The organism is Melioribacteraceae bacterium, assembly GCA_019638015.1.
Taxonomy (GTDB): Bacteria; Bacteroidota; Ignavibacteria; order Ignavibacteriales; family Melioribacteraceae; genus JAHBUP01.
Genome location: JAHBUP010000001.1, coordinates 2787162 through 2811298, shown reverse-complemented (window position 1 = coordinate 2811298; position 24137 = coordinate 2787162). Strand labels below are relative to the sequence as shown.

Here is a 24137-nt window from a genome sequence, read left to right as displayed (position 1 = left end):
CTAAATCACACAGATCATTTCTCAGAAAAAGAAATCTTTTTCATATAAGAAATGTTCATTAAATTAAACATATACAAAAAACATTTGGAGAGGGCTATGTTAAAAAAACTAGTTATTCTATTTAGTGTTGTAGTTTTTATATTTTCATATAATTTGCAGGCTCAATCGCTAGAGCAGACACTCTCAAATTTATCGTCCACCGCAGGTACAGCATATGTTAAGCCGGTTATCTCCGCATTCGGCTCGAATTTAAATTCGGGGTGGGTTTCAAAACTGCCCTCATCAACAAAAGTGGGTTTTCATTTCGATCTTAAAATTATAGCTGCCGGTTCTTTGTTTGATGAGGATGATAAAAAATTTCTGACTCAAGGAAAATTCTTTTTTGATGGCAGCCAAGTTGATCAAATTCTTGCCGCTTCAGGTTACAATTCCTCAAGTCAAGGTTATACTCAGTTAAAAAATGAAATGCTAAAAACTGAATTTGATGTTTCTATGAATGGTCCAACAATAGTTGGAAGTAAAAATGAAAAACTAAAAATAGTTTTTCCAAGAAAAACAATTTCGGCATCGGGACAAAGTTACACTGTTAATGAATATACACTGGCAATAGATGAAGTTAAAGGATTGCTGGACGAATTGCCCATATTACCAACTCCGGGAATTCAGGCTACTGTTGGTACTGTATTAGGAACAAATCTATCAGTCCGATATTCACCTAAAATTAAAACAACTGACGATCTTGGGGACTTTTCTCTAATTGGATTTGGATTAATTAATAATCCAAGCGCGTTCTTCCCGGTACCATTACCTGTTGATTTGGGAGTGGGCTATTTCACTCAAACTTTAAAAGTTGGTGATGTTTTCGAAAGTACCGCTAGCCAATTTGGGCTTTATGTAGGTAAGACTTTTGGATTAGGAGTATCAATTTCACCATTTGCAGGAATGATATTTGAAAAATCGAATACTAAAGTTCAGTATGATTATCAATCAAATCAAACTGTGAATGGCGTTCCGGTTCCAAAAGCAAAAGTTAAATTTGAGTTGGACGGCGAAAATAAAACCGGTTTTGTTGTGGGCTTTAATTTGAAACTTGCTGTAGTAAATATATTCGCTGATTATAAAGCCGCGGCTACAAAGACTGTTTCTGCCGGTATCTCTTTCGGTTTTTAATTTTTTATCGAAGTCAGTTAGTTTATTAAATGAAATTTATAGCTGTAGAAAAAGACATTGCGGGAAGGGAGGAAAAAGATTTCCTCCCTTTTCTTAAAGAAGAAGCTAAACATGTTTGGGCTTTGTACCAGCAGAATATTATAAGGGAAATTTATTTCCGTAATGATAAAAATAACGCCGTGTTAATTCTCGAATGTGAAAATCTTGAAAGAGCAAATGAAATTATATCCGGCTTTCCACTGGTTAAGTATAACTTGATAGAATTTGAAATCATTCCCCTAAAACCATATCCCGGTTTTGAGCGATTATTTGATTTTCAGTGAAGAATATCTTTAAATGAAAGAAACCGCAATTTATATCCATATCCCATTCTGCGATCATAAATGTATTTACTGCGATTTCTACTCAATCATCTCTTATGAAAATACTTCGAGCTATCTCTCCTCATTAAAAAAAGAAATTGAATTTTACTCAAAACATTATTCGGACAATAGAAAAATCATCTCCATATTTTTTGGCGGGGGAACTCCTTCATTTATGGAACCCGATTATATCCGCGAAATTATCGAGACTGTAAAAAGTAATTTTAATGTTACTGATAACGCTGAAATTACAATGGAGACAAATCCCGGAACTGTAACAAAAGCAAAATTAATTCAATTTCGAAATTCGGGCATAAACAGAATTAGTATTGGCATTCAATCATTTAATGATGCCGAACTAAAATTTTTGACAAGGATTCATAATTCAGAAACCGCAATTAAAACAGTTCACTACGCTTCCGAAGCCGGATTTGAAAATATCAGTATCGATTTGATATTTAATCTGCCAAAGCAGACTAAAGAAATCTGGCGTAAGAATATGGAGACCGCGATTCAACTGCCGATAAAACATATTTCCACTTACAGTTTAATTTTAGAGCCGGGTACAATTCTAAATAAAATGGTTATTGATGGTAAAGTTAAAATGCAAAGTGAGGATTATGACGCCGACCTTTACGAAGAAACAATTTCGTTTTTAACGGAGAATGGTTTTAAGCAATATGAAGTTTCTAATTTTACAAAACCAGGTTATGAGTGTGTTCAGAACAATGCCTATTGGCGCTACAAAGATTATATTGGCTTTGGTACATCGGCTCATAGTTTTGTTGAAGGAAAAAGATGGTGGAATTTTTCGAGTGTAAAATTTTACAATGAAGCAATTGAGCAGAAACAAAATGCTGTTGCCGGAAGCGAAAATATTACGGATGAGCAGATGCTTGAGGAATATATAATGCTGGCATTGCGGTCATCGGGGTTGGATTGTAATGAACTCGCTCAAAAGTTTGGGGATAATTGGCTCACCAATAATAGAGACTATTTAAATGAATTAATTGAGCACCAATTTCTAATTATCAAAAATAATTTATACATACTCACTCCAAAAGGTTATGCCATGTGTGATGAACTTCTACTAAAATTTCAGTAATATTTCAAAGCCTACTCTTCACAATTAATATGGGTTGAATAAGTCCTATTTGTTCTCTAACTTCTATTCGGTTTTAAGATAATGGGGTATTAAGAAAATGACAAACCTACAATTATTTTTCAAATGCATATTGATTGTGAGTTGTCACTTAATTCTCTCAAGTCAACTTTTAGCTCAATGGAGTAAAGTAGTAACAACTGCTAATTTTAGTACGGCTTTAGCTATTGATGCGGCTGATACAAATACAATTTTAATTGCCGGTAATTCTTATCCTGTTTTCCGAGAAGGACTAATAATAACAAGAGATGGGGGAAAAAGTTTTTCCTACTTTGAAAATTTAACCCAACTTGATAGATCAATTACTGATGTTTCGGTAGGCGATCGTGAGCATTTTTGGTTTGCTACGAGCGAAAAAATATTTGCTTCGAGTGATGGCGGGAATAGTTGGGAAGTGCAGTACTATGATACTTCCGCAACCGATTTTATTAATTATATAAAAATGTTCGATAAGAATAATGGTGTTGCGATGGGGGATGCTAAATCGGTGACATCATTAACATTAATACTCAGAACAACAGATGGCGGAAAGAACTGGATTCAGGTAAATACTAATTTGGTTGGTGCTGTCTGTGTAGATTTGTGGCGGAGAATCGACTTTGTCGATATGAATATAGGCTATTTATATGCTAGCAGGGTTGCAAATCCCGGTATTATGAAAACTGTAGATGGAGGAAAAACCTGGTCATCAATTGAATCCCCGGCAGGTACAATGGTATTAAAATTTTATAATGAAAAAATTGGTGTTAATTGTGCCTATTCAAGTTCTCATAATGCAACAGGAATTTTTACAACTCACGATGGTGGAAAAACTTGGCCCTACTTTACTCCAATTACTGGCGGATGGGGAAGTGATTTTGAGTTCATACCTGGTGACCCTTCAAAAATATGGTTTACAAATATGAATACTCTTTTTTATAGTGCTGATACAGGTAAAACATGGAATCATAAACCATTACCCTACTCACAAGCAAAATTAAGGGATATTGAGTTTATTAATGCAAAAATTGGATGGGTAATCTCAGACGGTAGTTTGTTCCTTAAATCCATTAGCGGAGGATTAGTAGTAGGAGTGGAAAGAGTTGAGTTTATGCCGAACGAATTTCATCTACATCAAAATTATCCTAACCCATTTAATCCGGAGACGAGTATCAGCTATCAGATTTCGGCAGTCAGTCATGTTACATTAAAAGTTTATGATGTATTAGGTAGAGAAGTAGCAACACTGGTAAATGAAGTTCAACAACCTGGAATTCATAATGTAAAATTCACAATTAATAATAAACATTTTTCACTCTCTACTCATTACTCAACACTCGCCACTGGCATTTATTTCTACCGATTGCAAGCCGGGGATTTTGTCCAAACAAAAAAGATGGTTTTGTTGAGATGATTTAGTATTATAGAAACGCAAAAATTGAGGGCAATATGGATAACAAGAAAATATATTATTACACCGCTGGAATTTTAGGAGCTTCATTAATTGTTGCGGTACTAATTTTTTCGTTGGTATGGAAATCAACAAAAAACGCCGATCAGACTATTACGGTTACCGGCTCGGCTAAAAAGGCAATTGTTTCTGATTATGGAATTCAAAGGGGAACATTACAAGCAAGTTCGCAAGATAGGAAGACCGCATATCAAATTATCCAGCAAAATATTCCTGTACTTAAGAAATATTTGGAAGATAAAGGTTACAAACCGGAACAGATCGAAATATTTGGAATTAACGGATACCCGATATTTGAGGTTACCTCTAACGGAATGCAGACTCAAAATGTATCTTATTATGTTTATTCTCAAAGATTCGAAGTGAGATCCAACGATGTTGAGAAGATTAAAGAATTATCGGTTTCGCTCGGCTCACTTTTGGAGAAAGGGCTCGATATTGGGGTGGATATGCCAGAATTCCTCTACACAAAAATTGATGATATAAAAATTGAAATACAGGCCGCCGCGGCAAAAAACGCGATGGAAAGGGCTGAAGGGATTGCGAAATCAACCGGTCGTGATCTCGGATCATTGAGAAATGCAAGAATGGGTGTGATTCAAATTACCCCTAAAAATTCTAACGTTATCTCAGATTATGGGATGAATGATGTTACTTCAATAGAAAAGGAGATTACGGCAGTTGTTTCTGCTTCTTTTGAAATAAAGTAATTATTCGGGTTAACCGTAAAACTTGCAAATACAGTTAATTATCAATACATTTGTGCACTCAAATTCGCCCTTAAAGGGCGATTTTTGTTTTATAAGTATGGAAAAACAGATTATACACGCAAAAATCGAAGAAATTGTCGAACAAAACGGCTTTCTTCTCATAGATGTAATTCATCGCGGAGATGCTCACCTTAAAATCATCGAAGTTTACATCGATGGTGCAAGGGGAATCAATACCGATGATTGCATGAAAGTCAGTCGAATTATCGAAGAAATGATTGATACTGAAAAGTTAATTGTTGGCAATTATAGATTGGATGTCTCATCTCCTGGTGTTGATAGACCACTAAAATATCTTGCTCAATACTCCAAACATATAAACAGAAGTTTCGAATTAGAGCTACTTTCAGAAGGTTTACCTAAATATTCCAAAGCAAAATTATTAAGAGTAGATGGCGAAGATCTGTTTTTCATTGTTAAAGATTCTGAAATAAAAATAAATTTCAACGAAATAAAAAAAGCAAAAGTAATAATCAGTTTTTGATTTAGGAGATCAATAAATGAATACCGAAATAGTAGAATCCTTTGCACAGATGGTTCGGGAAAAAAGTCTTGATAAAGACGTTCTTGGCGGAATAATTGAAGAAATATTTGGCATTTTGGTCAAAAAGAAATATGGGCAAGAAGCAAAATATGATGTGGTTGTAAATATGGATAAAGGAGATATTGAAATATTCCTTGAACGTACAATAGTTGACGTAGTTGAAGATCCAAGTACACAGATTAGTATTGATGATGTAAATGCAAAAGGAAATGAAGATGAACTTGAGGTAGGTGAAGATTATGTTGAGAAAATTGAGCTTGTAGAATTTGGAAGAAGATTAATAAACCTCGCTCGCCAAAGCTTGAATCAAAAAATAAGAGAGATTGAGAAAGATATAGTTTACAATGAGTATAATGAAATGCTTGGGGAAATTGTGGTTGGCGATATTTATCAGGTGCGCCGTAATGATGTTTTAGTTAATCATAATAAAAATGAATTATTGCTGCCCAGACATGAGCAAATCCCTCGTGAGAAATATAAAAAGGGAGATACACTTCGAGCAGTAATTAAAGATATTAAAAAGACTCCCAATGGCCCCGTAATTATAATTTCGAGAGCCGATAATTTATTCCTGCGCCGCTTATTCGAGATAGAAATTCCGGAAATTTATGACGGCGTTATAGAAATAAAAGGTATTGCACGCGAACCCGGTGAAAGAGCTAAAGTTGCCGTTGAATCGACCGACGCGAGAATTGATGCCGTTGGAGCTTGCGTTGGTATGAAAGGAGTTCGTATTCACGCAATTGTACGCGAATTGAACAATGAAAATATTGATGTCATTAACTACAGCGACGATCCATTTGTATTCATTCAAAGATGTTTAGCGCCGGCTAAATTAAAACAAATTGAAATTGATGAAGAAACTAAAAAATGTACCGTGGTAGCCGATAGCGATCAGGTATCATTAATAGTTGGAAGAAACGGCGTTAATATTCGTCTAGCTATTAAATTGACGGGATTCGAAATTGAAGTAATTCGCCAGGAAAAACCACTTGACGAATATGAAGACGATATTGAATTGCCGGAATTAAGAGAAGAATTAGGTACAGAAATAGTTGATTTATTAATTAATCATGAATTTGAAACCGCTGTAGAAGTATTAAAAGCAGGCCTAGATAAACTAAAAGCTATCGAAGGTCTTGATGAAGAAAAAGCAAAAAGAATAATTGAAGTTCTTGAAAACCAGTTTGAGGATGAAGATTAATTTAGTTAATAATTAGATAATCGGGAATGCTGTTAATTAAAATCAGGTAAACGGAAAATGTCGGAAGAAAAAAAAGAAAAAAAGATTCGCCTCTACAAATTTGCGTCAGAGTATAATTTATCCACAGAATCACTGGTGGAATTTCTTCAGAAAAAAGGATATGAAGTTAAAGGACACATGTCCGCTTTAACTGATGAGATGATTGCTGATATAAAAGTCTTTTTCAAAAAAGATATCGAGAAAGCTGAAATTCATTATAAAAAGATTTCCGAATTTCAGAAGAAAAGAGGTGATCAAGAACCTGAGCCGGAACCAAAAGAGGAAGCTCCAAAAGTTGAAGCTCTAAAAGTTGAAGCAGCACCTGTTGAAGAAGTTCAATCATCCGAAGCAGCTCCGGCTGAAATTATTGAAGCCCAATCTGAAATAAAGGAAGAAGTACCCACAGAAGAAGTATTAGCCAGCGAAGAAACTGTTAGTGAAGTCCCCGAATCTACTCAAGAAGAGATTGTGGAATCTGCATCTCCCGAGGTTGTTGAAAAAGTTGAACAGAAACCATTCAAAACTCAAACTGAAATTAGGTTAGAATCTCAGAAAAAGGGATTAACTATTGTTGGAAAAATGGATCTTGAAAAAAAACCAAGAAGACCTGAGCCGGCAGCAGATGAAAGCAAAAAAGATTTAACAAGACCTCCAAAAACTGAGGTGGTTGAGGAATCGGAAGAGGATAAAAAGAAGAAGAAAAAGAAAGTCCTTAAAGCCAAGAAAAAAACTAAAGGCGGCGTTGAGGATACTGTTGAGGAAGTAGTTGTAAGTAAGAAAAAGAAGAAAGTAAAGAAATTAGAAGTAGATAAACGCGAAGTTGAAGAAGCAATAAAACGTACCATTTTAAGTATGGATGATTCCGTTATGGCCGAAAGAGCTTCTGCGCGTAAAAAGAAACGTAAAGAGAAATTAGAAATCCAAGAGAAGATAGAAGAACAGCGTGAATTAGATAAAAGTAAAATTAAAGTTACCGAGTATATTGCCGTTAATGAACTCGCCAATTTGATGAATGTACCCGTTAGTGAAGTAATTCAAAAATGTATTGGTTTGGGTTTAATGGTTTCGATTAATCAAAGATTGGATGTTGAAACAATTACTTTGATTGCCGATGATTTTGGATTTGAAATTGAATTAGTGGAAGAATATCAAGCCGAATTAGAAGCAGAAAAACAAGATAGTGACGATGAACTTAAACCTCGTCCTCCGGTAGTTACAATTATGGGACACGTAGATCATGGAAAAACATCTTTACTAGATTTTATCCGGAGCGCTAATGTAGTTGCTGGTGAATCGGGTGGTATTACTCAACATATAGGTGCATATAAGGTAGTTTTTGCTGAGGGAAAAGAGATTACATTTTTAGATACTCCAGGTCATGAAGCCTTTACCGCAATGCGCGCGAGAGGTGCTAGAGTTACAGATATTGTAGTACTTATTGTTGCCGCGGATGACGCAGTGATGCCCCAAACTATTGAGGCAATTAACCATGCTCAAGCCGCTAATGTACCTATTATTGTTGCAATTAATAAAATTGATAAACCTAATTCTAATATTGAACGAATTAAACAACAGTTAGCCGATCGTAATATTCTTGTTGAAGATTGGGGTGGTAAATATCAAAGTGTGGAAGTCTCTGCTAAATTTGGTAAAAATGTTGATCTATTACTAGAGAAGATTACTTTAGAAGCCGATCTATTGGATTTGAAAGCTAACCCCGATAGAGAAGGGCGAGGTACAATTATAGAATCACAATTGGATAAAGGTAGAGGCGTTACAGCAACAGTGTTAGTACAAAAAGGTACGTTAAAAGTTGGCGATCCATTTGTGGCTGGTACTGCTTATGGCAGAGTTAGAGCAATGTTTGATGAACGTGGGAATAAAGTTAGATTTGCAGGTCCTTCAACTCCAGTATTAGTATTGGGATTTGAATCAGCTCCACAAGCAGGCGATAATTTTAATGTTGCTGAATCTGAAAGAGATGCCCGAGAAATCAGTATCAAACGTCAGCAGTTAAAACGTGAACAGGATAATCGTCAAATAAAACATATTACTCTCGATGAAATAGCAAGCCAAATTAGTCAAGGCGGATTTAAAGAATTACCTGTAATTGTTAAGGGTGACGTGGATGGTTCAATTGAAGCCTTGTCCGATTCATTAATGAAACTTTCCAATAAAGAAGTTTCCGTTAGAGTTATACATAAAGCTGTGGGAGCGATATCGGAAGGGGATGTGCTTTTAGCCGCGGCTTCAGGCGCTATTATTGTTGGCTTCCATGTACGCCCTAATGTGAATGCTAAAAAATTATCTGAACAAGAAAAAGTTGATATCAGACTTTATAATATTATCTATGATGCGATTAATGAAATTAAATCTGCGCTCGAGGGAATGCTTTCACCGGTAGTTTCTGAAGAAGTTGTCGGCGCGGTTGAAGTTAGAGAAGTATTTAAAGTTCCGAAGGTGGGAACAATAGCAGGATGTTTTGTTACCGAAGGTAAAATGATCAGAGGAGCAAAAGCAAGATTGTATCGAGATGGAATTGTTGCTTACCAGGGTGAACTAGGTACTTTAAAAAGATTTAAAGATGACGTTCGTGAAGTTGAAAAAGGTTACGAGTGCGGAATTAGTATTGTTAATTATAATGATATTAAAGTCGGCGATGTAATTGAAACATTCAAATTAATAGAAACAAAGAAGAAGTTAGAATAATATGTCGTTTCGTTTGCAAAAAGTTGAAAGTTTAATAAAGGAAGAGGTAAGTTTAATATTTCTTCATAAAATACAGGATCCAAACTTTAGTCTTATTACAATTACTAATGTTAAGGTGAGTCCCGATCTGCGGCACGCGAAAATATATTTATCTGTATTTAGAAAAGAAAAAAGGGAAGAAGTACTAGAAAAAGTTGAAGAGATAAAAGGAATGATTCGCGGTGAATTAGCTGGACGAATTAAGATGCGATACATTCCCGATCTTCATTTTTTTATTGATGATACAATAGACTACGTTGAAAAAATGGAAGGTCTATTTAAAAAAATACATGAGAGTGATAACGAATAAAATATCGCCCGATTATTGTGCAGATTTCGCAGCCGGCGAGATTATTCTTATCGATAAAATGTACAGAAAAACGTCCTTTGACATAGTGCATAAAATTAGAAGAGCGGTTGGTGTTAAGAAAGTAGGCCATACCGGAACCTTGGATCCTCTTGCTACTGGATTGGTAATTATCTGTACTGGCAAAATGACAAAAAAGATTTCCGAGTTTCAGGTTAGTGACAAAACTTATTCTGGAATTATTTCTATCGGCAAAACAACACCAAGCTTCGATCTCGAATCTGAATTTGATTCTGAAACCGATATTGGAAATGTAACTGAAAAAATGATTTATGAGGCGGCTGAAAAGTTTAAAGCCGAATGTGAACAGACTGTACCAATGTTTTCAGCGATAAAACATAAAGGGAAATCTCTCTACAAGTTTGCCAGAAAAGGTATTGAAATTGAAAGGGAACCGAGGAAAATATATATAAATTATTTTGAGATAAAAAAAATAGAACTCCCCGATATCTATTTTGAAATTTCCTGTTCAAAGGGTACATATATTCGTGTGATTGCTGATGATTTCGGTAAAGTTTTGGGATGCGGAGCTTATCTTAAAGAATTGCGCCGTACAAAAATTGGCGATTTTAGAATTGAGGATGCACTTAGTATTGAGGAATTTAAAAACCTTTATGAAAAATTAAAGTTGCCACAAATAACTGAAAATGAAAGTTTATAAAGAATTATCTCTTTTTGAAAATAAATCAAGTTTAGTTGTAACTGTCGGTTCTTTTGATGGACTGCATATCGGTCATCAAAAAATAATTGAGGAAGTAATTAAAACTGCCGGCAAAAAAAATATTGAAAGTTGTGTTATAACTTTTGAACCTCATCCGAGAATGGTTCTTCAAAAAGAGGCGGGGATAAAACTTCTTACTTCTCTTGATGAAAAAATTGAAATACTCGAATCAATCGGAGTAAATAAATTAGTTGTTCTTAATTTTTCGATAGATTTCAGCCATAAATCTTCAGAACAATTCATTGAAGAGTATGTACTAAAATTAGGCGCCGTACACATGGTTGTTGGTCACGATCATAAATTTGGTAAAGATAGACTGGGAGATGTGAATCAACTTATGGAAATTGCGGCAAATGATAGTTTTGGAATTACAGAAGTTCAGCCGGAAACATTTAATGGCGAAATAGTAAGTAGCAGTAAAATTAGAACCGCACTTTTGAACGGTGACATTGAAAAAGCTAATGATTATTTAGGTAGAAATTATTCAGTATCTGGAATAATAACTCTTGGCGCGCAAAGAGGAAGAACTCTAGGATTTCCTACTGCGAATCTCAAATCGGCATTTGAAAATAAAGTTCTACCGAAGAATGGAGTATATATAGTTGATTGTATTGTTGATGGACAAAATTATTTTGGAATTATGAATATAGGGAATCGCCCTACATTTGAGAGCAAAAACGAAATTGTGATTGAAGTGAATTTATTTGACTTTGATGGTGATATCTATGGACAACAGATGAAAATAAATTTTTTACATAGAGTTCGTGATGAGAAAAAATTTCAATCAAAAGAGGAACTGATTCAGCAGATTAATTCTGATAAGATTTATGCCGCTGAATTTTTGAAAAAGTTTAATAAATAAGTAAAACGTAATTAACTAATTAATTCCGGTACAGGACTGGAATTCAATTGAATAATAAAAAGGAGAGACAAAATGTCTTTAACAAAAGAACAAAAATCTGACATCATTAAAAAATTCGGTGCGACTGAAAGCGATAGCGGTAAACCAGAAGTTCAAATCGCTATTCTTACCGAAAGAATCAATCAATTAACTTCTCACTTTGAAGGGCATAAAAAAGACCATTCATCACGCAGAGGATTAATGCAAATGGTAGGTAAAAGAAGAAGACTTCTTGACTATCTAATAAGAAAAGACATTTCTAGATATAGAACAATAATTAAAGAACTCAACATCAGAAAGTAACGGGGTAACAAATGGTTTATACCAAAGAAGTACAGATAGGTAAACAAAAATTAATTATCGAAACCGGAAAGCTTGCTAAACAAGCTAATGGTTCTGTGATGGTTCGATATGGCGAAACGATGGTTTTAGTTACAGCGGTTATGGGAGGTTTGAGACCTGATATAGATTTTTTCCCCTTGAGTGTTGAATACCGTGAAAAATCTTTTGCCGCCGGTAAAATACCGGGTGGTTTCTTCAAACGTGAAGGCAAGCCAACAGATAAAGAAGTGTTGAGTTCAAGATTGATTGATCGTCCGATAAGACCATTATTCCCGGATAATTTCTATAATGATACTCAGGTTGTTGCGCTGGTTTATTCTTTCGATGGTGAGAATGATCCGGATGTAATTTCAGCATGCGGAGCTTCTGCCGCACTCGCAATTTCTGATATTCCTCTGCTCGAACCTATCGGAGAAGTTCGTATTGGTAGAATTAACGGTGAACTTATTGTAAATCCTACATTCGCTGAAATTGAGCAAAGTGATATGGAATTGGTTGTTGCCGGTACCGAAAGTTCGATCATGATGGTTGAAGGTGAGTCTAAAGAGGTAAGTGAGGAAGATCTTCTCAATGCTCTTAAATTTGCTCATACTGAAATTAAAAAAATAGTTCAGATGCAGGTGGAACTGAAAGAATTATGCGGAAAAGCTAAAATCGAAATCCCCGCAAAATTAATTGATGAAGCATTATTAAATGATGTGAATGCGCTAGCTCTTGAAAAATTCAAAGTAATCGTATCAAGTGTTTTGGCTAAAGAAGAACGCTCAGCTCAGAACAGCGCATTAGCTGAAGAGGTTATTGCCGCACTCGCGGAAAAATATCCCGAACAAGAAAAGGTTATTAAATCTATTCTTCATGATATGGAGAAAGATTTAATGCGCCAGAGAATTCTTGATGAAGGATTAAGACTTGACGGCAGAAACACAACTCAAATTAGACCGATAACTATTGAGCTTGGAATATTACCTCGTCCTCATGGTACAGCACTTTTTACACGCGGTGAAACTCAAAGCTTAACCACTTTGACTCTCGGTACCAAAGGTGATGAACAAATTATTGATGGATTACAGGAAGAATACAAAAAACGATTCTTGCTTCATTACAATTTCCCCGGATTCAGCGTTGGTGAAATTAGCAGATTCTCGGGCGTTGGTAGAAGAGAAGTCGGGCATGGAAATTTAGCAGAGCGATCATTAAAAAATATAATTCCGGCGGAAGCTAATTTCCCATATATAATTCGTCTTAATTCCGACATACTTGAATCCAACGGATCATCTTCAATGGCGACTGTTTGCGCGGGTTCATTAGTAATGATGGATGGCGGCGTTCCCATTAAAGGAGCGGTTGCTGGAATTGCTATGGGCTTAATTAAAGAAGGTGATAAGTTTGCGGTACTTTCCGATATACTCGGAAATGAAGATCATCTTGGCGATATGGATTTTAAAGTTGCCGGAACCGCGAATGGAATAACTGGATTTCAAATGGATATCAAGATTCAAGGTATCTCTTATGAAATTATGGAAAAAGCATTAAGCCAAGCTAAAGATGGCAGAATTCATATTCTAAATATTATGAATGAAGCTATTAATGAACCAAGGCAGAATATCTCAAATCACGCACCTCGAATCTTCACAACTAAAATTCCTACAGATAAAATTGGCGCTGTGATTGGTCAAGCCGGTAAAGTAATCCAAAAAATTCAAAAAGATTTCTCAGTTGAAATTAATATTGAAGAGGATGGAACTGTCAGTATTGCCGGTCAAGATGCAAAACTTGCTAAGGAAGCCAAAGAATATATTAAATTGTTAGTAGCTGAACCGGAGGTGGGAAAAGTTTACAATGGTAAAGTTGTTAGCATTAAAGAGTTTGGCGCCTTCGTTGAGTTCATGCCTGGAAATCAAGGCTTGCTTCACATCTCCCAAATTGATCTTAAGAAAATTGCCAAGGTAACAGATGTACTTAAAGAGGGAGAACAGGTTCGTGTTAAGTTAATTAGCATTGAAAACGGTAAATATTCTCTTTCCAGAAAAGTGCTTTTAAAAGATGATAAACCTGTTGAAGAAAAAACTGAAACAGAGAATGCTGAACAATCTGAAACAAAAGAATAAGTATGTTACGGAGATTGACTTCCAAGTAAATTTTGTAGAAACCGGTTTTCTAAAAACAAAAATTTTTAGATAACCGGCTCTGCATTTTGTTAATAAATTAATTCGTAACCAGTGGCAGTCTTATTTATATTTATTGGTTCGGGACAAAAATATTTTCTTAGAAGCGGCTCCTTTTTATTATAAAAAGTGAGTATATGAAAATCGGAAATATTGATATCGGGAATAAATTGATTTTGGCTCCTATGGCGGAGATCACCGATTCATCTTTTCGAAAAATATGTAAACAAAATGGGGTTGGTCTTACTTACACTCAAATGGTTAGCGCTCTTGGTATAATTAATAATAATTTTGAAACACTTCGTCTTTGCTCTTTTAGCAGAGATGAAAAACCAATTGGAGTGCAAATTTTAGGTAATGACCCGGATATTCTTGGGCAAGCCACAAAGGAATTATCAAAATTAAAACCGGATGTAATTGATGTGAATTGCGGATGCCCTGCCGATAAAGTTGTTGGAAATAACTTTGGCTCGGCATTGTTGGATGATCCCAGAACAATTGGATTAATTGTTAGAAAGATGGTGGATTTATCTAATGGCATCCCGATATCCGTAAAATTAAGAATCGGTAAAGACCGGAATCATGTTAATATTATGGATACTGCTAAAGTTGTAGTTGATAATGGCGGTTCTATTTTAATAATTCATGGAAGGGCTCGTGAAGATAAATACGATGTTGACGCCGACTGGAGTTGGATTAAAAAAATTAAGGATGAATATAAAATAGTGGTAGTTGGTAATGGCTCAATATTTACACCCCAAGACGCCCTTAAAATGATCAATGAAACCGGATGCGATTCTGTTATGGTTGCGCGCGGCGCTCTAGGTAATCCATTCATTTTTTCGAGATTTAATTCATTAATAGAAACTGGAATTGATCCCGGATTACCAACAATTGAAATAGTTACTAAAAATTTGATCCAACATATAAATTATCTGGAACAAGAGTTTGGTGAATTTTTGGCTTTGGATAAAGCAAAAAAACACACTATATGGTATCTAAAAGATTATCCGGGTATAGATGACCTTTTAGCAAAAATATTTTCATTGAAAAATTTAGAATTTTTAAGAGAACTGGTAAATGAACATTCTCTTTTAATTGAGAATGGTTTTTTCAAATCGAATGGTGAAAATTCCATAAATAAAAAATTTCAAAAAAAAGTTTTGTTTTGGCTTGCGGATGAGGCTAAAGCCTAATATAAAACAAAAAGAAGGTTTTGATGAATAAAGAAATAATCATCAGTTCTTCGACTTCGCAAAATAGAGTTGCGATAACGGAAGAGGGAAATTTGGTCGATTTTTTCGTTGACCATCCTGAAAAAAGAAGAATGGTTGGCGATATATACCTCGGCAGAGTTGCCAGAGTACTGCCCGGCATTAGGGCTGCGTTTATTGATATTGGAATGAAGCATGACGCGTTTCTGCATTTCTCCGATATTGGTGAAAGAACTGAAGCGCTTCAAGGAATTTTTGATGATGACGATGATGATAATGAAACTGAGAGCAGTAATACGGCGCCTCCTCAAAATCATCAAGAAAGTATTAATGCAGAAGGGGATCAGCCAACAATTGAAACAACCCCTATTAAAGCACCCGAAAAGCCTGAGCATAGAGATAGAACTGTAACAAAACTTCATAAAGGGCAGGAAATTCTTATCCAGATAATTAAAGAACCTGTTAAAGATAAAGGAGTTAGAGTTACTTCATCAATTTCAATTCCAGGCCGATTCTGTGTATTACTTCCACTCGATAATAAGATTGGCGTTTCTAAAAAAATTGCCGATTACAGGGAAAGAAAAAGATTACGCAGGATTGCAAGAGGTATTTTACCGGAGAATTGCGGACTTATAATCCGTACCGCCGCACGTGATCAGTCGGAAGAATCTTTAGTGGGCGACTTAAAATATTTAGTAAAAAGCTGGCAGGATCTTGAAGCAGACGCAAAAAAGAATGAGCCACCTTGTTTATTATATAAAGATTTGAGTACAACTATTTCAGTAATCAGAGATCTTTTTACTCCTGATGTCTCCAAGGTATTTATCGATTCAAAAAAACTCTTCAAGGAGATAAAAAATTATCTACAGTTTATTCAGCCTGCACTTCTAGATAGAATAGAATTATACAAAGATGATCAATCAATATTTGAGACTTTCAAAATTGAGGAGCAGATAAAATCCTTGATGGGACGAAAAGTTTCATTACCAAGCGGCGGACATATAGTAATTGAGCACACTGAGGCGATGGTTGTAATTGACGTTAATAGCGGAAGATACGCAGCCAAAAAAGACCAGGAATTGAATTCACTAAAAACCGATCTTGAAGCCTCCAGAGAAATTGTAAGACAACTCCGTCTCCGCGATATTGGCGGTTTAATTGTTGTTGATTTTATTGATCTGGAAGATGAAAAGAACCGTAAAAAGATTTATGATGAATTGAAGAAAGAGTTTAAGAAAGACCGTGCTAAAATTGCTATGCTTCCCATGACAGATTTCGGACTGATGCAAATTACCCGCGAAAGAATACGCGAAAATATAATGCAGTCGATGAATGAAGCATGCCCATATTGCCAGGGAACTGGATTATTGACTAAAAAATCTAATCTGCTTCATGAAATTGAGGGATGGTTAAAACGTTATAAAACAGCTGAAAAACACAATTCTTTAACTTTGAAGGTGCATCCATCATTGGGGGATAACCTCCAACGTGGATTTATTTCTACTTTAACAAAGCTTCAACTGAAATATTTTTTACGAATTAAACTAATTGTCGATGAGAAAGTAAGTCCACAAAAGTTTTATTTTGTTATTACCAAAACTGGTGAAGATAAAACGGAAGAATTTGCTTAATCACTACTATTTTTGAAATATTTATAACCAGTTTTTTTATTAAGTTTAACAAGTTGTAAAAAAGAAAGAGGGCAAAGATGAAGTTTTTCATTGATACAGCTAATATTAACCAAATTAAAGAAGCCGCTTCTTATGGATTATTGGATGGTGTTACCACAAACCCTTCATTAGTAGCCAAAGAAGGAAAGGAATTTGTTAAGCTTCTTGAAGAAATTGTTCAAATTGTTGATGGACCAATTAGCGCAGAAGTTGTTTCTACCGACTATGACGGAATATTGCGAGAAGCTAAAGAATTGTTAAAAATTCATAAAAATATTGTAGTTAAAGTACCTCTTATTAAAGAGGGAATTAAAGCCGTTAAGTCACTATCGGATGAGGGAATTAAAACAAACGTTACTTTGTGTTTTTCTCCCACACAAGCCCTTTTAGCCGCAAAAGCCGGAGCGACTTATATTAGTCCTTTTGTTGGTAGATTGGATGATATAAGTCATGATGGAATGCAATTGATCGAACAAATAATTACTATTTATCGAAATTATGGCTACGCTACTGAAGTATTAGTAGCAAGTATTCGTCATCCTCTTCATTTGGTGGATGCTGCAATGATGGGTGCCGATGTTGCAACAATGCCATTTGATGTTATTGAAAAATTATTTAACCATCCACTAACTAATATTGGTTTAGAAAAATTCTTAAGTGATTGGAATAAATCTCAAAAATAATATGAAAAAGACCGCATTTAATGATATTCATGAAAAACTTGGTGCAAAATTAGTTGATTTTGCCGGATACAAAATGCCAATTCAATATTCATCAATTATTGCGGAACATAAAGCCGTTCGCAACTCCGTTGGTGTATTTGATGTATCCCACATGGGTGAAATATTTATAAAGGGAGAAAAGGCATTCGATTTTGTACAAAACCTTACTGTTAATGATGTATCCGCTCTTTATGATGGAAGAGTTCAATATTCCGCCATGTGCTATGAAAATGGGGGAATTGTTGATGATCTTTTAGTTTATCGAATTAATGAAAAAGAGTACTTATTGGTAGTGAACGCGTCTAACAAGCAAAAAGATTTTGAATGGATGAAAGCTAACAATCCTTTTGGCGTGGAAATAGTTGATGAGAGTGATGAATATTCACTTCTTGCGGTGCAAGGACCAAATTCTGGAAAGGTAATCGACAAAATCATAGGTGAGAAAAATAGTCTTGAGTATTATCATTTCAGAAAAGTTTCGATTTTTAACAATGAAGTAATTCTCTCCAGAACTGGCTACACAGGGGAATTGGGATTTGAACTTTACTTTAAAAACGGTGAAAATTTCGCAGAAAAAATTTGGAATGCGATTTTTGAAGCTGGAAAAGAATTTGATATTCAGCCGGTAGGTTTAGGTGCGCGCGATAGTTTACGTTTAGAAATGGGTTTCTGTTTATATGGAAACGATATTGATCAAAATACCAATCCTATTGAAGCTGGGTTGGGTTGGATTACGAAACTTAAGAAACCTTCATTTATTGGTAAAGATATTCTAGTCGAAGCAAAAGAGAAGGGTACAAAACGGAAATTAACTGCTCTGATTTCGGAAGAGAAAATATTCCCAAGAAAAGATTATGAAATTAAATCAGAAGGTAAAGTTATAGGCAAAATTACGAGCGGTACAGTGAGCCCTAGTTTAGATAAGGCAATTGCGCTCGCTTATATCGATTCAGATCAGATAAATGAAACAAATAAATTAAATATTTCAATACGCGGAAAAGAATACTCCGCGCAAATAACTAAACTTCCTTTCGTGAAAAAATGAAAATAAATATATTTTACTCAAATCAACATTTGGATGAACTCTATTTCACCGGTAAAACTTCTGTTGTAATTGATGTTTTGCGCGCAACTACTGTAATTGTTACAGCACTAAATAATGGCGCACGCGAAATAATTCCCGTGAGCACTGTTGATTTTGCCATGAAAGTTTCGGGAAACGCGTTTAGCGGGCAAACATTGCTCGGCGGTGAAAGAAATACCAAAAAAGTGGAAGGCTTTGTGTTGGGGAATTCTCCACTGGAATATTCAACTGAAACTGTTTCTGGCAAATCAATAATTTTGTACACTACTAATGGTTCTAAGGCAATAGTAAAGACTAAATTTGCCGAAAATATCTTTATTTGTAGCTTTCTTAATTTACCTGCAGTAGCTTCTCACTTAATCGATCTCAACAAAGATGTTGAAATCATTTGCGCCGGAACTAATGGCAGTTTTAATCTTGAGGATGCTGTTTGTGCTGGCAGACTTACACAGGAAATGCAAAAATTAAATGAGAATGTTGAATTAAGCGATTCCTCACGCGCTGGGTTAGTTCTAAATAAAACATTTGGGAAAAATCTCATTAAACTTCTAAAAGAAACAGAGCATGGTAAATTACTAATTGAAAATGGTTTTGCTGAAGATATAAAATTTTGCGCACAATATGGAACAACTGAATTAATTCCATATTTTATTTCAAGTTCTATTAAAAAATTGGAAACAACACCTGCTCATACTGAACAAGAACAAAACTTAAACAAATAACAGGAATGCCAAGAAAAACTAATACAAAAGAAAAAGTCTCAACCGTTGGTGAAAACTTTTTCATTATCTCCCCCGAAAAAAAGAAAAAAATTTTCGGTATACTTTTGCTTCTTTTAGCTTTACTCTCCTTTTTAAGTATTCTTTCATACTCAAGAGCTGACGAATCATCGCTGTATACTCCAGTTGATCTTTTCAAGATATTTAATCCATCCCCCGAACTGCAAGAGAGAATAGTTACAATAAATAATTGGCTGGGGCTGTTTGGAGCATATATTTCATACTTTTTAATTAACAAGACGCTTGGCTTATTTTCAATAATATTTCCAGCAATTTTATTTTTATGGGGATGGGCAATTTTAGGAAAAGTAGAGTACAAGTTAGCTCTCCACATCTCCAATTTTCTTTTGGTAACTGCACTTTTACTAGCATCATTTTTTGGATTAATTCGATTTACTCCAGAGATTTCTCTTTTCTCAGATGTGAATGAACTTTCGGGGAATGTTGGTTTATCCATAGGAACTATACTTAGCAGACTTCTCGGCGGATTAGGCGGGATAATTTTTATTGCTACAGGACTTGCCATAACACTTATTATTGCATTCGATGTACACTTTAGCACCATTATTAATTTTATAAGGGAGTTCTTTTCAAAATCGGAAAAAGAAGAAGTTGAGAATGAAAATGCTCTTGTAGATGAAAATTCAAATTTAGATAAGATAAAAAATTTAAGAACCGCAAAATCTCTTAAGGAGATTGCCGGGAATAATGTAGTAGAAGCTGAACATGTTGAAGCTCAACCAGAGACAAAAATAACTATCATACAAAAAGATATTCCAACTGTTGAAACTAAGCCAACCGCAAAAGAAGAAGCAGCTGTTTCGAAAATAAATAAAGTTGATAAACCAAAAATTGATGATGAAGATTCTTTACCGCTGATAGATAAAAATGCTGAGGCGGAATTACCCGATCAATGGGATGAGAAAATTTCATATAATCCACCTTCATTAGATTTACTAATCCCTCCTGGCGATGAAGATATTAAAGTGAATGAAGCTGAATTAAAACGTAATGCCGCTCTTCTTAAAGATAAATTGGCTTTGTTTGATATTCAGATTGATGACATAACTGTAACTCCGGGTCCGGTTGTAACTTTGTACGAAATTGTTCCGGCACCCGGTGTTAAAATTAGTAGAATTGTATCTCTCGAGCATGATATTGCTTTAGCACTTGCAGCGAGGGGAATTAGAATTATTGCTCCAATTCCGGGTAAAAGTGCAATCGGCGTTGAAATACCGAATGCACAATCCACAATTGTGAGAGCAAGTTCTGTACTTAAGAAAATAAGAGAATCTAAGGAAGAACTTCCACTGGCGTTAGGAAAAACAATTTCCGGCGATGTTTATGTAACCGACTTGGCAAAAATGCCTCATATGTTAATCGCCGGCTCAACCGGTTCTGGTAAAAGTGTTGGAATTAATATGGTTCTTAACAGTTTAATTTTTGCGAAGCATCCAAGTGATATTAAATTCGTTATTATCGACCCTAAAAAAATTGAACTATCTTTTTACCGAAAATTAAATAAACATTTTTTGGCAGTATCTCCTGATCTTGATGAAGAAATAATTACAAATCCATCTAATGCTTTACTTGCTCTAAAAGCAGTTGAATATGAAATGGAAAAAAGATATGATAAACTGGCTAAAGTAGGCGTTAGAAATATTGTTGATTACAATAAAAAAGTGATGAATCCGAAATCGCGTCCGAAAGACAACGATGAAATGAAACATCATAAAATGCCATATATAGTTGTAATTATTGATGAATTAGCCGATTTAATGATAACTTCAGGTAAAGAAGTTGAGGAACCGATTGCAAGACTGGCGCAGTTAGCTCGTGCGGTGGGTATTCATTTAATCCTTGCAACTCAGCGTCCTTCTGTTAATGTTATAACCGGAGTTATAAAGGCTAATTTTAGTGCGCGAATGGCGTATCAAGTTGCAACAAAAATTGACTCAAGAACTATTCTTGATATGAATGGCGCTGAGCAATTATTAGGGCAGGGCGATATGCTCTTTCTTCCGGGTGGGATGCCTAAGCCGATAAGAATTCAGAATGCATTTATATCTACTGAAGAGGTAGAAAAGATTACCAATTTTATTTATGTACAGAAGGGTTTCTCTAAAAGATATTTTCTACCATCTCTTTATGAAAAGAAAAATGCTTCTGGAGGCGATTTCTTAAATGATCTGGATCCGATGTTCGAAGATGCCGCTCGGGTTATTGTAAAACATCAGCAGGGTTCTGTATCTTTGCTACAAAGGCGACTCAAACTTGGGTACTCCCGCGCGGCAAGAATTGTTGATCAACTTGAACAAGCGGGAATTGTAGGACCTTCTGAAGGGAGCAAAGCGAGGGAAGTGATTGTTGAAAGTGAACAACAATTAGAAACTATATTGAGGTCATTATGAAAATTAAATTATTAACACCAATTCTTTTTTTACTCCCAATCCTGATGTTTGCTCAGGGGAATGCGTTACTGAAGAAAATTCAGAATAAATACAAATCAGTATCAGATTTTAGCTCTGGACTTGTTCAGTATAGTTATTCTGCTGATGGAACTGTGATGAGCAAAACAAATGGCACTATTACTTATAAGAAAAAAAATAAATTCTTGGTAGAATTAGGAAATCACACAATTATTTCAGATGGAATTAATATATGGAATCATGATAAAAAGTTTAAACGAGTAGTAATTAGTTCGTTGACAGACGATCCGACCTCTTTTTCACTCGAAAGATATTTGTATGATTATCCCGCGTTGTGCAACCTAAAGTCAATTAGTGATCCATCATTAAAATCCGGTGAAGAAATTCTTGAAATGCTCCCGAAAGATGAATTCCTTGATTTCAAATCTTTGCGTATTTATAAGAATGTGGAGAATTTAATTTCTAAATTGGAAATTGTTGATATCGCTGATATGAAATATTTGTTTGAATTCACGAATATTAAAGTTAATCAGCAGGTAAGCGATAATTCATTCAGTTTTACTACACCAAAAGGAGTAAAAGTTATTGATCTCCGGTAGTAAAAATAAGGGATACCTTTCCAAAAGTTTTGGGGTATTCATAACATTCTTAATAACTTTTGCTTTTTTGTATTTCGCATTTAAGGGGATAGATTTTTTTGGAGCACTTTCGATTATTGCCCATTCATCACTTTATTACATATTTTTATATGTAATTATTTTTTTGATTTCCCACTATCTTCGATCGCTGCGCTGGAGAATAATGCTTAAATCGGTTAAAAAGGATTTATCCGAAGTTAATTTATTTGGCTCGGTGATAATTGGCTACGGTGTTAGCTGTGTTATTCCAAGATTAGGTGAACTTTTTCGAGGTTTATTTCTAGGAAAATGGGAAGGTATATCAAGATCGACAATACTAGGTTCAATAATAGTTGAACGTTTTATAGATGTAATCTCGTTTGCTTTTGCCGCTGTAATCAGCATTTTAATTTTTCCAGGGGACCTCTTAACTGAGATTAATTGGTTAAGAATTTCACTTCTTATAGGTTTTATTTTTATTGTAGTATTTACTCTCTTTCTCATAATAATAATTAAGTACGAAGAACATCTCATTCACACATTCATAAATTTATCCAAAAAGTTTAGTGAAAAATTTGCTTCCAAACTTGAAAAGCTTATTACAACTTTAATTGAAGGATTGGCTTGTGTGAAGGGAGTCAAAAATATTTCACTTATAATATTAATTTCATTGTTAATCGTTCTTGCTTACGCTCTAAATTCATATGTTGGATTTTATATAATTGATATGGGTGATTATGGAAAAATAAATTTTGGACTTGCTTGGGTGGTGATGACAATCTCCGCATTTGGATCATTAATACCAACTCCCGGTGGCGTTGGTACATATCATGCCATATCCATTTATTTGCTTGTACAAATATATAATTTTGATCCTCAGATTAGCGCTGCCTATGCACTTATTACTAATTTTATTACATATACCGGATTTATTACAGCTACAGTTTTGATGATAATAATTATAAATAAGATTCGCGAAAAGAGAAAATTACCCAAGGAAACTTTTTTAACTGTCTTGAAATCTTAATGATGAAAAATTATAAAAACGTACTAGTTCTATTTTTCTCGCTTCCATTATTACAACTTTATTCTCAATGGGATATTAGCGCAAGCATGGGCTTGGATTTTAGAAACAGCGCTTCATATCGAGATTATGTTAATTCAACATTTCAATCCAATACTACATCCTCATTTAAAAGTGCGGTAAGCTTTAGCGGAGAAATAGATTATTCCTTTTCAAATAGTTTTCAGGTCGGAATAGAACTCAACACTATAATAGATTCTCAAACATCTCCTTCGGGTTCCGGTGGATTATACGAGGTCTCATTCACCCATTTCAAACCCTCGGTGGTAACATACTACATAATTCCCGGAGAAGGATATCAGTTCAAGCTCGGGGGAGGAGTAGGTTTAAGAACTGTTTCATTTAGCGAAAGATTTCTTTCACAAGCTGATTATAATGCAAATGGATTAGGTTTTTTACTTAAAGCTGTTGGCAATACTGCATTAAGTAAAGATTTTTTTGCACTTATTGGTATCGATGTCAGATATGATCTCCCGGGAGATTTATCAAATAATGGGAATAAAATATTCAATCCGGTCACAGGGGAAAATTTAAATATGAATTCCATCTCTGTCGCAATTAACTTGGGTGTAACTTTTAAATTATAGGTAATT

General features: G+C 34.9%; 22 protein-coding genes. All 22 read left to right on the top strand.

What is annotated here, in order from left to right; translation table 11 throughout:
• The first annotated feature begins 96 nt into the window (after positions 1–96).
• The gene (locus tag KF816_12160; protein MBX3008767.1) at positions 97–1170 is read left to right on the top strand and encodes a hypothetical protein; all 1074 of its coding nucleotides are present in this window, start codon (positions 97–99) and stop codon (positions 1168–1170) included.
• Positions 1171–1199: 29 nt separating this feature from the next.
• On the top strand, positions 1200–1493 hold the full coding sequence (locus tag KF816_12155) for a hypothetical protein (protein ID MBX3008766.1): 294 nt from the start codon (positions 1200–1202) through the stop codon (positions 1491–1493).
• A 13-nt stretch (positions 1494–1506) separates the two neighbouring features.
• On the top strand, positions 1507–2637 hold the full coding sequence (hemW, locus tag KF816_12150) for a radical SAM family heme chaperone HemW (protein ID MBX3008765.1): 1131 nt from the start codon (positions 1507–1509) through the stop codon (positions 2635–2637).
• Positions 2638–3136: 499 nt separating this feature from the next.
• A complete protein-coding gene (locus KF816_12145; GenBank protein ID MBX3008764.1) occupies positions 3137–4087 on the top strand; it encodes a T9SS type A sorting domain-containing protein in 951 nt (316 codons plus the stop codon).
• Between the two features lie 35 nt (positions 4088–4122).
• Entirely contained in the window at positions 4123–4854 is a 732-nt protein-coding gene (locus KF816_12140) for an SIMPL domain-containing protein (protein ID MBX3008763.1), read from the top strand.
• Positions 4855–4951: 97 nt separating this feature from the next.
• Positions 4952–5398, top strand: a complete 447-nt coding sequence (locus tag KF816_12135) for a hypothetical protein (protein MBX3008762.1) — start codon at positions 4952–4954, stop codon at positions 5396–5398.
• 16 nt (positions 5399–5414) lie between these two features.
• Positions 5415–6662, top strand: a complete 1248-nt coding sequence (gene nusA / locus KF816_12130) for a transcription termination factor NusA (GenBank protein MBX3008761.1) — start codon at positions 5415–5417, stop codon at positions 6660–6662.
• Between the two features lie 57 nt (positions 6663–6719).
• Positions 6720–9410, top strand: coding sequence for a translation initiation factor IF-2 (infB, locus tag KF816_12125; protein ID MBX3008760.1), 2691 nt, complete (start codon positions 6720–6722; stop codon positions 9408–9410).
• A gap of 1 nt (position 9411) precedes the next feature.
• Positions 9412–9759: a 30S ribosome-binding factor RbfA gene (rbfA, locus tag KF816_12120; GenBank protein MBX3008759.1), complete on the top strand. Its 348-nt coding sequence runs from the start codon at positions 9412–9414 to the stop codon at positions 9757–9759.
• The gene (gene truB / locus KF816_12115; protein ID MBX3008758.1) at positions 9740–10477 is read left to right on the top strand and encodes a tRNA pseudouridine(55) synthase TruB; all 738 of its coding nucleotides are present in this window, start codon (positions 9740–9742) and stop codon (positions 10475–10477) included. Before rbfA ends, truB begins: the two co-directional genes overlap by 20 nt.
• Complete coding sequence (locus KF816_12110) at positions 10464–11399, top strand: bifunctional riboflavin kinase/FAD synthetase (GenBank protein ID MBX3008757.1); 936 nt, start codon at positions 10464–10466, stop codon at positions 11397–11399. Before truB ends, KF816_12110 begins: the two co-directional genes overlap by 14 nt.
• A gap of 72 nt (positions 11400–11471) precedes the next feature.
• Entirely contained in the window at positions 11472–11741 is a 270-nt protein-coding gene (gene rpsO / locus KF816_12105; GenBank protein ID MBX3008756.1) for a 30S ribosomal protein S15, read from the top strand.
• A gap of 11 nt (positions 11742–11752) precedes the next feature.
• Positions 11753–13888 carry a polyribonucleotide nucleotidyltransferase gene (pnp, locus tag KF816_12100; protein ID MBX3008755.1) on the top strand — a complete coding sequence of 712 codons (2136 nt, stop codon included), beginning with the start codon at positions 11753–11755 and terminating at the stop codon, positions 13886–13888.
• A gap of 194 nt (positions 13889–14082) precedes the next feature.
• On the top strand, positions 14083–15141 hold the full coding sequence (gene dusB / locus KF816_12095; GenBank protein MBX3008754.1) for a tRNA dihydrouridine synthase DusB: 1059 nt from the start codon (positions 14083–14085) through the stop codon (positions 15139–15141).
• Positions 15142–15164: 23 nt separating this feature from the next.
• Positions 15165–16790: an Rne/Rng family ribonuclease gene (locus tag KF816_12090; GenBank protein MBX3008753.1), complete on the top strand. Its 1626-nt coding sequence runs from the start codon at positions 15165–15167 to the stop codon at positions 16788–16790.
• A gap of 77 nt (positions 16791–16867) precedes the next feature.
• Positions 16868–17512: a fructose-6-phosphate aldolase gene (gene fsa / locus KF816_12085; GenBank protein MBX3008752.1), complete on the top strand. Its 645-nt coding sequence runs from the start codon at positions 16868–16870 to the stop codon at positions 17510–17512.
• A 1-nt stretch (position 17513) separates the two neighbouring features.
• Complete coding sequence (gcvT, locus tag KF816_12080; protein ID MBX3008751.1) at positions 17514–18596, top strand: glycine cleavage system aminomethyltransferase GcvT; 1083 nt, start codon at positions 17514–17516, stop codon at positions 18594–18596.
• Positions 18593–19357, top strand: coding sequence for a 2-phosphosulfolactate phosphatase (locus KF816_12075; protein MBX3008750.1), 765 nt, complete (start codon positions 18593–18595; stop codon positions 19355–19357). Before gcvT ends, KF816_12075 begins: the two co-directional genes overlap by 4 nt.
• 5 nt (positions 19358–19362) lie before the next feature.
• Positions 19363–21825 (top strand): DNA translocase FtsK 4TM domain-containing protein, encoded by a 2463-nt coding sequence (locus KF816_12070; protein ID MBX3008749.1) that lies wholly within the window; start codon positions 19363–19365, stop codon positions 21823–21825.
• Positions 21822–22442, top strand: coding sequence for an outer membrane lipoprotein carrier protein LolA (locus KF816_12065; protein MBX3008748.1), 621 nt, complete (start codon positions 21822–21824; stop codon positions 22440–22442). The genes KF816_12070 and KF816_12065 overlap by 4 nt, the downstream gene beginning before the upstream one ends.
• The gene (locus KF816_12060) at positions 22429–23487 is read left to right on the top strand and encodes a flippase-like domain-containing protein (GenBank protein ID MBX3008747.1); all 1059 of its coding nucleotides are present in this window, start codon (positions 22429–22431) and stop codon (positions 23485–23487) included. The genes KF816_12065 and KF816_12060 overlap by 14 nt, the downstream gene beginning before the upstream one ends.
• Entirely contained in the window at positions 23487–24131 is a 645-nt protein-coding gene (locus tag KF816_12055; protein ID MBX3008746.1) for a hypothetical protein, read from the top strand. Before KF816_12060 ends, KF816_12055 begins: the two co-directional genes overlap by 1 nt.
• The last annotated feature ends 6 nt before the right edge of the window (positions 24132–24137 follow it).

Bases quoted from the DNA above. Each gene is read 5' to 3' on its own strand.
- KF816_12160 (MBX3008767.1), top strand. From the start codon at position 97: ATGTTAAAAAAACTAGTTATTCTATTTAGTGTTGTAGTTTTTATATTT.
- KF816_12155 (MBX3008766.1), top strand. From the start codon at position 1,200: ATGAAATTTATAGCTGTAGAAAAAGACATTGCGGGAAGGGAGGAAAAA.
- hemW (MBX3008765.1), top strand. From the start codon at position 1,507: ATGAAAGAAACCGCAATTTATATCCATATCCCATTCTGCGATCATAAA.
- KF816_12145 (MBX3008764.1), top strand. From the start codon at position 3,137: ATGTTCGATAAGAATAATGGTGTTGCGATGGGGGATGCTAAATCGGTG.
- KF816_12140 (MBX3008763.1), top strand. From the start codon at position 4,123: ATGGATAACAAGAAAATATATTATTACACCGCTGGAATTTTAGGAGCT.
- KF816_12135 (MBX3008762.1), top strand. From the start codon at position 4,952: ATGGAAAAACAGATTATACACGCAAAAATCGAAGAAATTGTCGAACAA.
- nusA (MBX3008761.1), top strand. From the start codon at position 5,415: ATGAATACCGAAATAGTAGAATCCTTTGCACAGATGGTTCGGGAAAAA.
- infB (MBX3008760.1), top strand. From the start codon at position 6,720: ATGTCGGAAGAAAAAAAAGAAAAAAAGATTCGCCTCTACAAATTTGCG.
- rbfA (MBX3008759.1), top strand. From the start codon at position 9,412: ATGTCGTTTCGTTTGCAAAAAGTTGAAAGTTTAATAAAGGAAGAGGTA.
- truB (MBX3008758.1), top strand. From the start codon at position 9,740: ATGAGAGTGATAACGAATAAAATATCGCCCGATTATTGTGCAGATTTC.
- KF816_12110 (MBX3008757.1), top strand. From the start codon at position 10,464: ATGAAAGTTTATAAAGAATTATCTCTTTTTGAAAATAAATCAAGTTTA.
- rpsO (MBX3008756.1), top strand. From the start codon at position 11,472: ATGTCTTTAACAAAAGAACAAAAATCTGACATCATTAAAAAATTCGGT.
- pnp (MBX3008755.1), top strand. From the start codon at position 11,753: ATGGTTTATACCAAAGAAGTACAGATAGGTAAACAAAAATTAATTATC.
- dusB (MBX3008754.1), top strand. From the start codon at position 14,083: ATGAAAATCGGAAATATTGATATCGGGAATAAATTGATTTTGGCTCCT.
- KF816_12090 (MBX3008753.1), top strand. From the start codon at position 15,165: ATGAATAAAGAAATAATCATCAGTTCTTCGACTTCGCAAAATAGAGTT.
- fsa (MBX3008752.1), top strand. From the start codon at position 16,868: ATGAAGTTTTTCATTGATACAGCTAATATTAACCAAATTAAAGAAGCC.
- gcvT (MBX3008751.1), top strand. From the start codon at position 17,514: ATGAAAAAGACCGCATTTAATGATATTCATGAAAAACTTGGTGCAAAA.
- KF816_12075 (MBX3008750.1), top strand. From the start codon at position 18,593: ATGAAAATAAATATATTTTACTCAAATCAACATTTGGATGAACTCTAT.
- KF816_12070 (MBX3008749.1), top strand. From the start codon at position 19,363: ATGCCAAGAAAAACTAATACAAAAGAAAAAGTCTCAACCGTTGGTGAA.
- KF816_12065 (MBX3008748.1), top strand. From the start codon at position 21,822: ATGAAAATTAAATTATTAACACCAATTCTTTTTTTACTCCCAATCCTG.
- KF816_12055 (MBX3008746.1), top strand. From the start codon at position 23,487: ATGATGAAAAATTATAAAAACGTACTAGTTCTATTTTTCTCGCTTCCA.